Below are 12,679 nucleotides of genomic sequence, written 5' to 3'. Positions count from 1 at the left end.
CACCGCCCCAGTGGCCCTTGCTGCTGCCGGCCGACCTTGCCCAACCGGTTTCTGTACAAAGCAGATACCCAAAGAGGCGAGGTTTGGCGTATATTTGACCCTTCGAATACTATTTTCATGACCCTCCCCTCTCTTCATAAACACGAGCTGCTCCAGCGCGAATACGGCCAGAGCACCTTTCAGCTCGTGCAGCAGTTGGCCGGTATCGAGGACCGCGCCGAGCGCACCCGCCGGGCTCAGCAAATCGTGCAGCTCATCTTCCGCCTGCAACCCGCGCTGCGCGACCAACCCGACAGCCAGGCCAAAGTCTGGAACCACGTATTTGAAATGGCTGACGGCGAGCTGGACGTGGATGCGCCCTTCACGCTGGCCGCTCAGGTGAACCTGGGGCCGCCCAAGCGCCTCGCCTACCCCGCCAAAGGCCCCAAATTCCGGGCCTACGGCCAGGCCGTGGAGCAGCTCGTGGCCCAGGCCCTGACGTTGGAAGATGCCACCGAGCGCGAGCAGGCCACCATCATCATCGGCCGCACCATGAAGTTCCTGTACCGCTCCCACAACAAGGAAAACGCCAAGGACCTCACCATTATCAAGCACCTGCGCGAGCTGTCGGGCGGCGAGTTGAGCCTCGACCCCGACCGGGTGCAGAACGAAAACCTGTTTGAGTTCGTGACTTCCGGCGGCCGGCCAGCGCCCTTCATTGTGCCCCAGCCCCGGCAGGAGCGCGACGGCGGCGGCAACCGGCGCAGCGGCAGTGGCGGTAACAGCGGTGGCGGCAACCGGCGCGACAAGCAGCGCCGCGGCGGCCGTAAAAACCGCAACGAGCCCCAGCAACCCCCGCAGTAGGGTTTTGTGGAGCTGACAGCTGACAGCTGTTAGCTAATAGCTTTTTTCAATGCTTGGCTCCTACCAATTCAGTATAGAACATCAAGCTAACAGCTAGCAACTGTCGGCTAATAGCTTAACACATGGCCTCTTTTGAAGTAATTGGCGGTAAGCCGCTGCATGGTGAAATCGTGCCTCAGGGCGCAAAAAACGAGGCGCTGCAGATTTTGTGTGCCGTGCTGCTGACCAGCGAGCCGGTTACTATCAGCAATGTGCCCGATATCCGCGACGTGAACAAGCTCATCGAGCTGCTGCGCGATTTGGGCGTGAAAGTAGGCAAGCTGAGTTCGGACTCCTACCTGTTCCAGGCCGATAACGTGAATCTGGCCTACCTCGATACGCCGGAGTTCATCGCTCAGGCTGGGGCGTTGCGGGGCTCCGTCATGATTCTGGGTCCCATGCTGGCCCGCTTTGGGCGCTGCCAGCTGCCCAAGCCGGGCGGCGACAAAATCGGCCGCCGGCCGATGGACACGCACTTTCTGGGCCTCGAAAAGCTGGGCGGCAAGCTCACGCTTGAAGGAAAGGACTTCTACCGCATCAAGGCGGAAAATGGCCTGACCGGTGCTTACATGATGCTCGACGAAGCCTCCGTAACGGGCACGGCCAACATCGTGATGGCCGCCGTACTGGCCTCGGGCACCACCACCGTTTACAATGCCGCTTGCGAACCATACCTGCAGCAGCTCTGCAAAATGCTGGTGCGCATGGGCGCGAAAATCAACGGCATCGGCTCTAACCTGCTCACTATTGATGGCGTGGAGCACCTGGGTGGCACTGAGCACCGCATGCTGCCCGACATGATCGAAATCGGCTCCTTTATCGGTCTGGCGGCCATGACGGGCTCCGAAATCACCATTAAGGACTGCCAGATTGCCGAATTAGGCCTTATCCCCGACACGTTCCGTAAGCTGGGCATCAAACTCGAATTCCGGGGCGACGACATTTATATTCCGGCCCAGCAACACTATGAGATTGATACCTACCTCGACGGTAGCATCCTGACGATTTCCGACCACACCTGGCCTGGCTTTACACCCGATTTGCTGAGCATTGTGCTGGTAGTGGCCACCCAGGCCAAAGGCACGGTACTCATCCATCAGAAGATGTTCGAGTCGCGCCTGTTCTTCGTCGATAAGCTCATTGATATGGGGGCGCAGGTGATTCTCTGCGACCCGCACCGGGCTACTGTCATCGGACTTAACCACCAAAAGCGCCTGCATGGCATCACCATGAGTTCACCCGATATCCGGGCCGGGGTGGCGCTGCTCATTGCGGCCCTCTCGGCCGAGGGCCGGAGCGTAATCGAGAACGTGGAGCAGATCGACCGCGGCTACCAGCACATTGACCAGCGCCTCATTGCCCTCGGGGCCCAGATTCGGCGGCTGTAAGCGCATCTGATTTGCTATATCCACCGCCCGGTTTCTGCTTGCAGAAGCCGGGCGGTGCTGTTTTGGGCTATGATGCATACCAGGAATCAAAGCCACTACGTTGAGTAACTGTGCGGGCGACACGAGGCGATGGGGCCACCTTTTATCCTTTCTGGTTATGCGCATCCCAATTCTGCTCTCGTTGGTACTGGTGGCTGGGCTGGGCTCCTGCAACCAAGGCGAAGAAGCTACCCAGGACAAAATGCTGGCCGTATCAGAACTGATGGAGGCCCCAAGTCTTTCCTATGCGCCACCTTCCTCCTCCTCAAACTACATTCCCATATATGCTGCGCCGGCCGCCAACCGCAAGCTAGTTTACCATGCCGAAGTGCGGGTGAAAGTGGACGACCTGCCCCGCACTAACCAGCACATGGATAGCCTCACCAGAGCCCTCGGAGCCTACGTGCAAGAAGCTTCGGAAGAGCGTGAGGATGGTCAGTGGCGCCACGAGATGAAGATACGCGTGGTGCCGGCCCGCTTCCGGACCCTGCTGGGCGGTTTGGGCCGGCTGGGCACAGTGGAGTTTAAGCAGCTTTCGACCGACGACGTAACCACCCAGCACGCCGACGTAACGGCCCGGCTGGCGGCCAAACGAGCCCTGGAGCAACGGTACTTGGAGTTGCTCAAGAAGGCTAATAAAGTGTCGGACATGCTAGAGATTGAGGAACAGGTGGGCGAAATCCGTGAGGAAATTGAGTCCACCCAAAGTCGCCTGCGCACCCTCAACGACGAAGTGGCCTACTCTACCATCACCCTTACTTATTACCAGGAGCTTAGCCAGCGCCGGCCCGATGCGCCCGTACTCTCTTTTGGCAGCCGCCTGCTGGCCTCCTTCTACAGCGGCTGGGAACTCCTCACCAACCTTATGCTGGGCCTCGTTGCGGCTTGGCCGCTGCTGCTGCTGGCTGCCGCGCTAGTGGCAGGCTGGCGAACCTGGCGCCAACGTCGGCCTCAAAAGTCCAAATAATCCACTGCCAGCCACAAGCCGCCGCGGCTGCCTGGAAGCTCGCTTATAGTAGCGCCAGTATCATGTGGGGGCTATCCTTATCGGCGCAGCTAGCATAAAACAGCCGGATACGTATTTCTCTGCAAGCAGAATGCCCCGCCAACGAAAGTCGGCGGGGCATTCTGCTTGCAGAGAAATAGGTGAGCTTGACGTTAGTCGACTACCAGATCAACTACCGAGTTGGCCAGCGAAAGTACAATGCTGAACAGCAGCGCCGAGAGGAATCCATTAATCTCGAAACCGGCCATCAGGTAGCTGGCTAACATGATAATAAGCGCGTTGATGACGAACAGAAACAGGCCCAACGTGAGGATGGTAATAGGTAGCCCGATAATTTGCAGGATGGGTTTTACCACCGCGTTTAGAACAGCCAACACCACCACCAGAATCATAGCATCGGTGAAGCCCCGAATGTAAGCGCCAGGCAGAAAGGTAGCCAGCAAATACGTGACGATGGCCGAGAGAATGAATTTGAGAATGAAGCTCATAGGGCAGAAAGAGTGATTGGAGTGAGAGAAGTACAGTATTCAGGGAGTTGAATACCATACGAGCCCCTGCCTTTTCAGTTGCCGGGGCCCAAGCCCTATTCTACGGCACGGGCTTTCAGGCGGCCCTGCGAAACGGCCATCCAGTTGGCCATGTGGTAGAGCAGGCGCGCGCCTACAATGGCGTTCCACTCGGTGTCGCCGGGGGCCACTTCGTTCAGGTCGCAGCCGATAATGGTACGGCCCGAGCGCACTACCATGCGCAGCAGGTACACGGCCTGCTCGAACTCGAGGCCGCCGGGCACGGGCGTGCCAGTGCCGGGGCAGAGCTTGGGGTCGAGTCCGTCGATATCAAAGCTCAGGTAGACCTTCTGAGGCAGTTGGGCAATGATCTTCTTACACTCCTTTTTCCACGACTTACCGCCCAGCATTTCGGCCTGCAGAAAACGGTCGGCGAACAGGGCCACGCGGCCGTTGCTCTGGTCGATGTAGTCGGCCTCCTGCTGGCAATAGTCGCGGATACCCACCTGCACCAGTTTCTTCACCTGCGGCAGTTGCAAGGCATTGTACATGATAGAGGCGTGCGAAAACTCGAAGCCCTCGTAGGCGGGCCGCAGGTCGCAGTGGGCATCAATCTGCAGAATACCGAACTCCTCGTGGCGCTGGGCCAGCGCGTGCAGATAGCCCAGCGGCGTGCTATGGTCGCCGCCCAGCACCACTACGCCCTTGCCGGCGTCGAGCAGGGCGCCGGTTTTGGCCTTAAGCCACTCCAGCAAGGCCTGCCCACGCTGGTTGATGCGTTCGGCACTGGGGGCGTGCTCGGCGTGGCCCGCTTCGGGCTGGCCTTCCTCAAGCCAGCCTATATAACCTTCGGCCAGCGGGCGCAACTCTTCGCTTTCGGCTGCAATGGCGGCATCGGGCTCTTCCATGGCCAGCCCCATACGCCAGGCGTCGGGCAGGTCGGGGTCGTAGAGGTCAACCTGCAGCGAGGCGGTGTGTATGGCCTCGGGCCCCTGGGCAGTACCAGCACGGTACGACACGGTGACTTCCCAAGGTACGGGCACGACCACTACCTGAGCTTCCTCGGGCGTAAACGGAAGCCCAAAAAGACCACCGGCGGCATCGGCGAGGGCATTAGGATCGAAGCTAGCAAGCTTTTCTTTAAAGGAGGAGGCAGCGTTAGCCATAGCAGATTACAGGTTGAAGCGTGAAGGCAGAAGGTACAAAGGCCGGCGCTAAATGCCCGTAGAACGAAAATCCGTTTGGCAATGGGCGAAGCGAGTATCCCGCAAAGGAACTCGTCCGGCCCATCGCCAAACGGATTTTTACTCTACGGCAGCATGGCGTTTAAAAGGTGCACCTAGTCGCCGAACTGGTGGCCGCCCATAAAGTCGTACGTGCGAATGATGCCGATAATCTTCTCAAAGGTTTCGCGGTCGAAGAATATCATAAGCGGCAGTTCCACCGAATTATCCTTGTCCGAAAACTGGGTTATCACCGAAAAGATAAGCGGCTGCACCATCGGGTTGTCGTGCAGCAGGCTACGCAGTGCGGCATTCATATCGCCCTGCGGATGGGCAGGCGGGGCCCCGTAAATGCGCGCCTTTAGGATGTTGGCCAGCTGCGTGACCAACGCGCCAGTGATGATGTTGCTGATTTCGAGCAGCAGCGACTCCTGCATATCGTCGATGGCGACCGAGTCGGAGGTTTGCATGCGCAGGCAAACCCGCGAAAGGCGCTGCACATGCTGGCCCGAGAAAAACATGAGCGTAGTGCCGTTGAAGTCGCCCCGGATATCGGACTGAATGACTACGTGGCCGGCCTGCAGGTCGTTTACTTTTTCGAGGATGCTCCGTCCCGATACAATATCGAGGTTGGGCACTTCGAGTAGTACTTTCTCCTGGGCTACCACCGCAAACGAGTCGGCGGCGCGGGCTAGACCGATGTTCAGGATTTCGCGAATAATGTCGCGCTCCAGTTCCGTCATGTGCAATTCCATAGGGTTCAGGTGAAAGGGCAGGTTGCAAGGGCAACCGGCCAGACTGCAATACGAGAGTTATGGCCGTTTGGCTAAAAAGAGTCGGGTTAAGGCTGGCACATCGAGCACCAGGCACACCTGCCCGCTGCCGAGCAGCGTTACGCCCCCAAACAGATCAATGATGTCCAGCGGCTTGCTCATGGCTTTCACCACAATGTCCTGCTGGCGTAAAAACCGGTCGACGATAAGGCCAAGCCGGCGGTTGTTGTAGTTGACAATAATGATGTCCTGGCGACCCTGCAGCGTCGATTTGCGGGCTGGGGTTAGCGGCTGGTCGCCGGTAAGGTGCAACAGTTCGCGCAACGATACCACGGGCACGTTTTCGTCCTGGAGGCGCGTAAGAAACACCCCACCCACTACGCTGAAGCTATTAGGCATCAGCGACACCACCGAATCGGTGTGCATAAGGGGCAGGGCGTAGCTGCGCTCGTCGAGTTCGAACAGCAGCGCCCCCTTCACGGCAATAGAAGTAGGCAGCACCAGCGTAAAAGTGGTGCCTTCGCCCAGTACTGAGTCAACGCGTAGCTGTCCACCCAACGAGTCGATGGCCAGTTTCACTACATCAAGTCCCACGCCACGGCCCGAAATTTCGGTTACCTCCTTTGCCATCGAAAAGCCGGGCTCCAGCAGAAAGGCCCGCACAGCAGCGTCGTTCAGTTGGGCGGCAGCGGCCCGCGTTACCAAGCCGCGTTCCACGGCTTTACGGCGCACCTTTTCCACGTCAATTCCCCGGCCGTCGTCCTGTACCTGTACCAGCACATCATCGCGCTCGGCCTGGGCCAGCAGCGTGAGCTGGCCCTGTGCCGGCTTACCGGCGGCCTCGCGCTCGGCGGCCGTTTCGAGGCCGTGGGCAATAGCGTTGCGTACCAAGTGCAGCAGCGCATCGGTGATAATCTGCAGGATATTGCGGTCAATCTGAATGTCTTCGCCCTGCAGCGTCAGATTTACTTCCTTGCCTTCGGCAGTAGCCACGTCGCGCACCACCCGCGGAAACTTACTGAACAAGGACCCCACCCCTACCAGGCGGGCGTCCATGATGCTGTACTGCAGTTCGTCGGCGATGCGCGAGAAGTGGGCGGCGGCGGCCGTCAGGGCGGGGGTGTTTATTTCGCGGCTCAGCGTTAGAATCCGGTCCCGGTCAATAATCAGCTCGCCCATCAGGTTCATCAGGTGGTCGAGCTTGCGCACCTGAATATACACTAGGTCGGAAAGCTCCAGCTTGCGGCTGACGTCCTCTTCGTCGTCAGCTTCCTCATCATCGAGGTTGGGCTCTTCGCCGCGGGTCAGCCGATCGAGGTTGTCGAGCAGACGCTGGATATCGGGCAGTTCCTGCTCCTGCCCCACGGCCCGGATCAGCTCACCGAGTGTATCAATTCCGCCAAACAGCACCGGCACCATGCTGCCCGTAAAAGTGGCCTCCCCGTCGCGCAGCTGGCCAAACACGGTTTCCATCTGGTGGGCCGCCTCACCGATGCTGGTGTAGCCCATGGCCCGGGCGTTCGACTTAAGATTGTGCATGAGCCGGAACAGCTCCCGCAGGGCCTGTTCATCGGCCGGATCACGCTCCAACTCGCTGATGTGCCGGCTCATGGCGTCGTAGTATTCCAACGCCTCGGCCATAAACAGCTCGCGGTACTCCTGTTCCCGGTTACTCATCGCGCCACGAAAGTTGTAAACTGCCCGCCACGCACGCCCGGCCACCCTCACCAATCAGGCGGGGACTGCCAACGAGGACAAAAAGTACGGACGGGGAAAACGACACGAGTGAAGCTATTTATAAGTCAACAGGCATAAGGACGTTATGCTGAATGTGGCGCATAGAGCCAGGGCCCGAGGCGAAGCATCTCTACTACTTCATCACAAACTCACCAAACGGCAGAGTTAGCGTTACGGTAGAGATGCTTCGGCTGCGCTCAGCATGACGCTCCTTCAACTATCTCCTGCTTATTGCAGGGCGTTGCCCACGATTTCGAGTACTTTTTCCTCCGAGAAAGGCTTCACGATGTACGCCGAGGCACCACTTTCCAGTGCTTCGTTCACGATAACTTCCTGGCCTACGGCCGAGCACATCACCACTTTCACATCGGGCTGCTCCTGGCGGATGCCGCGCAGTACGTCGAGGCCGGTGTTGTCGGGCAGAATTACGTCGAGCGTAATCAGGTCGGGCTTGGTTTCGATGGCCATTTCCAGGGCCTGCTGACCGTTGGCGGCCTCACCAACTACTTCGTAGCCGGCATCGGTGAGCATATTCTTGAGCATCGTGCGCATGTAGAACGAGTCGTCGACGATGAGAATGCGGTTTTTCATGGGGAAGAGAAATGCGAAGTGAGAGTGCAAGGCCTAGCCAAAGGGCAGGCTTGGCCCGTTGTACGGCGACTACGAGGCTAAGATGCCGCCGTAGTGGACAACTGCATAATTTCGGCGGGGGTAAGCAGTTTCAGCATGTCGAGCACCACAATTATCCGGTCGTTGATGCGGGCGATGCCCTCGATGTATTTATCGTGAATGTTGGCCTCCTGAATGAATTCGGGCGTTTGCTCGATGGCCGACTGCGGCACCGACAATGGCTGAGGAACCTCGCGCACCACGATGCCAATGGTGTAATCTTTGGCTTCGATGGCCATGGTGTAGGTGTGGGCAGCCAGTTCCTCGGTGGCTTCACGTAACTGAAACCGCTCCTCCAGATCGATGACGGCAATAATATCACCGCGCAAATTGGCAATACCCTTCACGAACGAGGGTGTTTTGGGCATGCGCGCAATATCAGGCGTAAGCGTTACCTCCTTCACCTGCTCGATCCGGATGGCGTACTCCTCGTGCCCCAATCGAAAAACGATAAGCTGAATAATCGGGTCGGGCGCGGCAGATTTATCGGGAGCGGGCATCAGTTGTACGGAGTGGTTGGTATTGGGCAATCAGATTACCAGAAGGCGCACTTCTATTTTCCCTTACCGGCCTTGCTTTTAGCAGACTTCGCAGCCGGTTTCGCCTTGGCTGCCGGAGTAACGGCTTTGCTGGGGGCCTTGGCCGCGGCAGCCGGAGTAGCGGCTGCAGGACGGGCAACAGCTCGGCGGATTGGCCGACGCTCAGGTGTAGGCTCGGCGGCGGGGGCAGGCGTAGGCACGGCGCGGCGCGGCCGGCGCGGTGCGGCGGCGGCCGGAGCCGCAACCGGGGCGGCGGCCGCCGCAGGCCGGCGCATCAGGCGTCGGCGGATGGGCTCGGGTTCCGGCTCGGGCTCCAGGTATTCCATCAGCTGGAAGGCCGAAAGACCAAGCTGCAGGTCGTCGGCAATGTCGGTCAGGTTCTGGCTGCTGGTGGTCAGCTCCTGCATACTGGTAGAGAGCTGCTTGGCGGTACCGGCCACCTGCTGGGTGCCCGAGGCCGTCTGCTCGGCAATGGCTACCACTTCCTCCACGTACTTCACCACGTCGCCGATACTCGTTTTCTGAATTTCGGTGGCCGTGAGGATGTCGCGGCTGGTGCGCAGGGTTTCGCCGCTGCTGGTGGCAATGTTCTTAAAGGCCGAACTGGCCTCGAAGGTGGCGTTCTTGCCCTTGAGTACCCGGCCTTCCATGGTGCTGATGGCGGTAGCGGCCGAGGTGGTGTCCTTCCGAACGTCCTCTACCAGCGTAGCAATTTCGCTGGCTGATTTGCGCGAGCCTTCGGCCAGCTTCCGGATTTCTTCGGCTACTACGGCAAAGCCGCGGCCGGCTTCCCCGGCCCGGGCGGCCTCAATGGCGGCGTTCAGGGCCAGCAGGTTGGTCTGGGAAGCAATATCGGTGATTACGCCCAGCGACTTGCTGATTTCGCCCGAGCGCGTACTTAGCACCTCGATGGTTTTCGAAGTCTGGGCAGCGGCCGAGCTGATTTCCTCCATGTTCTTTACCACTTCGGCCACCGTTTTCAGGCCCAGCTGCGAGGTCTGCTCACCGAGGATAGCCGCCTTAATGCCGACATCGGCTTTACCAGCAGTTTCCTTGGTGGCTTGCATGATTTCTTCGATCAGCTTGAAGGCCTGGTCGGTCTTGAGAGCCTGGTTCTGGGCGCCTTCGGCCATTTGCTGCATGGCGCGGGCCACATCGGCCGTTACCTGGCTCATGGCCTGTCCCTTCTCCACCATCTCCTCCGACGACTCGCCCACAATCTGCGACGATTCGTTGATTTCGCCCAACAGCTCGTTGAGGTTGTCAACGGCCAGGTTCAGGGCGTCGGCCATGGCCCGGATGTCGCCGGTGGTTTCTATTTCGGCCCGCTGCTGCAGGTCGCCTTCCGAAATGGCCCGTACCACGCGGCTCACTTCGAGCACCGGCGAGGCAATAGATTCGATAAGGGCGTTGAGCGTGTCCACGAGTTCTTTCCACGAGCCCGACACGTCGGTTACGGTGGCCCGCTCGGTGAGCTTGCCCTCCACGCCGGCCACTTTGGCTACCCGGCTTACTTCCACGGCCAAGCGGTTAAGGTCGTCCACCATGCGGTTGATGGTGTCGGCCAGGTCGGCCACTTCGCCTTGGGCGCCCAGCGTCAGCTTCTGGGTCAGGTCGCCCTGGCTTACGGCCGTCACTACTTTCACAAGGCCCCGCACCTGGGTGGTGAGGTTGGCGGCCATGGTGTTTACGTTGTCGGTCAGCTGTTTCCACACGCCATCCACGTTGGGCACGTTGGCCTGGCCGCCGAGGCGGCCTTCGGTGCCCACTTCCTGGGCCACCCGGGTCACCTCACCGGCAAACACGTTCAGCGAGTCCACCATCTGGTTGATGTTGTCCTTGAGGTCGAGCAGCTCGCCTTTTACATCTACCGATACTTTCTGGCTCAAGTCACCCCGGGCTACGGCCGAGGTTACGTTGGCAATGTCACGTACCTGGCTCGTAAGTGAGGCGGCCATGAAGTTTACGTTGTCGGTCAGGTCTTTCCAGGTACCACGCACGTTGGGCACGTTGGCCTGGCCGCCGAGGCGACCTTCGGTGCCTACTTCGCGGGCCACCCGGGTTACCTCATCACCGAAGGTGTTGAGCGAGTCCACCATCTGGTTGAGGTTTTCCTTGAGCTGGAAAAGCTCGCCTTTTACATCAACCGATACTTTCTGGCTCAAGTCGCCTTTAGCTACGGCCGTGGCCACATTGGCAATGTCGCGCACCTGACTCGTCAGGTTGCTGGCCATCGTGTTCACGTTGTCCGTCAGGTCTTTCCAAGTGCCCGAAACGCTCGGCACGTTGGCCTGGCCACCCAGAATACCCTCGGTACCTACTTCGCGGGCCACGCGGGTTACTTCGCCGGCAAATACGTTCAGCGAGTCCACCATCTGGTTGAGGATGTCCTTGAGCTCCAGGATTTCGCCCTTCACGTCCACAGTCATCTTCTGCGTCAGGTCGCCTTTAGCTACGGCCGTGGCTACGTTGGCAATGTCGCGTACCTGACTCGTCAGGTTGCTGGCCATCGTGTTCACGTTGTCCGTCAGCTCTTTCCAAGTACCGCCTACGTTAGGCACGGAGGCTTGGCCGCCGAGCTTGCCCTCGGTGCCTACCTCGCGGGCCACCCGGGTTACTTCGTCGCCGAAGATGTTGAGCGAGTCCACCATCTGGTTGAGGATGTCCTTGAGCTCCAGGATTTCGCCCTTCACGTCCACGGTCATCTTCTGCGTCAGGTCGCCTTTGGCTACGGCCGTGGCCACGTTGGCAATGTCGCGCACCTGACTCGTCAGGTTGCTGGCCATCGTGTTCACGTTGTCCGTCAGCTCTTTCCAGGTGCCGGCTACGTTGGGCACGCTGGCTTGGCCGCCAAGCTTGCCCTCGGTGCCTACTTCCTGGGCCACACGGGTTACTTCGCCAGCAAACAGGTTGAGCGAGTCCACCATCTGGTTCAGGTTCTGCTTCAGATCAAGCAGCTCACCTTTTACATCGACAGTGATTTTCTGGCTCAGGTCGCCTTTGGCTACGGCCGTGGCTACGTTGGCAATGTCGCGCACCTGACTCGTCAGGTTGCTAGCCATCGTGTTCACGTTGTCCGTCAGGTCTTTCCACACGCCGCCCACGTTGGGCACGGAGGCCTGGCCACCGAGCTTGCCCTCGGTGCCTACTTCCTGGGCCACGCGGGTTACTTCGCCGGCAAACAGGTTCAGGTTGTCGATGGTCTTGTTGATGGTTTCGGCCATCACTTTGAAGTCGCCCGAAACCGGAATCTGGAACGTCTCGTCGAGGTTGCCGCGGCTGATGTTCTTGAGCACCTTGCCCACTTCGAGCACCGGCACGGCGATGCTGTCCACGAGGCCGTTGATGTTGTTGATCATGTCGCGCCAGAAGCCCGCCGCGTTTTCGACCGAAGCGCGGGCCTTGAGGTTGCCCTCCACGCCGGCTACCTTCGAAATGCGCGACACCTCGCCGCCCACGCCGGCAATCATATCAACCATCGAGTTGTAGGCCTCCGCTATTTCGGCGAAGATGTCGTCGTTCTGCTTGGTCAGTCGCACGCTCACGTCGCCCTTCTTGAAGGCATCGAGTGCGTAGAGCACCCGGTTGAGCTGGTCGTTGATATAATCCGAATCGGAACTCTTAGTTGATAATTGGCGGGAATCCTCGGCTCCTTTTTTACGCGTGTGGTCACTGCGGACCGGTTGCACGGCGGCGCCGGGAACCTTTGCAGTAACGGTGTCCGGGGTCGTGGTGGCCGGACTGGTGGATTGGGACGTCTTTGCTGAAGCCATAGGAAGGAAGAGTAACCAAATCCGCGCAGCAGGGGCTGAGCGCAAACAAAACTGCCAGGATGGGATTTCTTAGCCAACAAAGGTAGCAGAACTGCCGATTCGGCCATACCTCATTCCGGTATCCGGCATAAAAAGTCTGCATGT

Annotated in this window: 10 protein-coding genes; 3 read left to right on the top strand and 7 right to left on the bottom strand. The window is 59.3% G+C overall.

The genetic code is table 11. From position 1 onward, the window contains the following. Nucleotides 1-117: 117 nt before the first annotated feature. The 3 genes from HW556_RS09080 (at nucleotide 118) to HW556_RS09070 (ending at nucleotide 3,276) form a co-directional block, all read left to right on the top strand. Nucleotides 118-843 (top strand): DUF4290 domain-containing protein, encoded by a 726-nt coding sequence (locus HW556_RS09080; RefSeq protein WP_176899709.1) that lies wholly within the window; start codon nucleotides 118-120, stop codon nucleotides 841-843. A 122-nt stretch (nucleotides 844-965) separates the two neighbouring features. Then, nucleotides 966-2,270, top strand: a complete 1,305-nt coding sequence (gene murA / locus HW556_RS09075) for a UDP-N-acetylglucosamine 1-carboxyvinyltransferase (protein ID WP_176899708.1) — start codon at nucleotides 966-968, stop codon at nucleotides 2,268-2,270. A gap of 157 nt (nucleotides 2,271-2,427) precedes the next feature. Next, nucleotides 2,428-3,276 carry a DUF4349 domain-containing protein gene (locus HW556_RS09070; protein WP_176899707.1) on the top strand — a complete coding sequence of 283 codons (849 nt, stop codon included), beginning with the start codon at nucleotides 2,428-2,430 and terminating at the stop codon, nucleotides 3,274-3,276. A 191-nt stretch (nucleotides 3,277-3,467) separates the two neighbouring features. On the opposite strand, the gene HW556_RS09065 is transcribed toward HW556_RS09070, so the two are convergent. From HW556_RS09065 to HW556_RS09035, 7 genes are all read right to left on the bottom strand, one after another. Next, nucleotides 3,468-3,803: a phage holin family protein gene (locus HW556_RS09065; RefSeq protein ID WP_176899706.1), complete on the bottom strand. Its 336-nt coding sequence runs from the start codon at nucleotides 3,801-3,803 to the stop codon at nucleotides 3,468-3,470. 95 nt (nucleotides 3,804-3,898) lie between these two features. Beyond that, complete coding sequence (locus HW556_RS09060) at nucleotides 3,899-4,987, bottom strand: agmatinase family protein (RefSeq protein WP_176899705.1); 1,089 nt, start codon at nucleotides 4,985-4,987, stop codon at nucleotides 3,899-3,901. Nucleotides 4,988-5,160: 173 nt separating this feature from the next. After that, nucleotides 5,161-5,799: a chemotaxis protein CheC gene (locus HW556_RS09055; RefSeq protein WP_246289577.1), complete on the bottom strand. Its 639-nt coding sequence runs from the start codon at nucleotides 5,797-5,799 to the stop codon at nucleotides 5,161-5,163. Nucleotides 5,800-5,856: 57 nt separating this feature from the next. After that, nucleotides 5,857-7,494: a chemotaxis protein CheA gene (locus HW556_RS09050; protein ID WP_176899704.1), complete on the bottom strand. Its 1,638-nt coding sequence runs from the start codon at nucleotides 7,492-7,494 to the stop codon at nucleotides 5,857-5,859. A 288-nt stretch (nucleotides 7,495-7,782) separates the two neighbouring features. Beyond that, complete coding sequence (locus HW556_RS09045; protein WP_019948088.1) at nucleotides 7,783-8,145, bottom strand: response regulator; 363 nt, start codon at nucleotides 8,143-8,145, stop codon at nucleotides 7,783-7,785. 77 nt (nucleotides 8,146-8,222) lie between these two features. Continuing rightward, nucleotides 8,223-8,723, bottom strand: a complete 501-nt coding sequence (locus HW556_RS09040; protein WP_176899703.1) for a chemotaxis protein CheW — start codon at nucleotides 8,721-8,723, stop codon at nucleotides 8,223-8,225. A 53-nt stretch (nucleotides 8,724-8,776) separates the two neighbouring features. Beyond that, nucleotides 8,777-12,535 carry a HAMP domain-containing protein gene (locus tag HW556_RS09035; protein ID WP_176899702.1) on the bottom strand — a complete coding sequence of 1,253 codons (3,759 nt, stop codon included), beginning with the start codon at nucleotides 12,533-12,535 and terminating at the stop codon, nucleotides 8,777-8,779. Nucleotides 12,536-12,679 lie beyond the last annotated feature (144 nt).

This window comes from Hymenobacter terrestris, assembly GCF_013377905.1.
GTDB classification, from domain to species: domain Bacteria; phylum Bacteroidota; class Bacteroidia; order Cytophagales; family Hymenobacteraceae; genus Hymenobacter; species Hymenobacter terrestris.
Note: the sequence above shows the minus strand (reverse complement) of the source record. Positions and strands in the feature narration are given on the sequence as shown.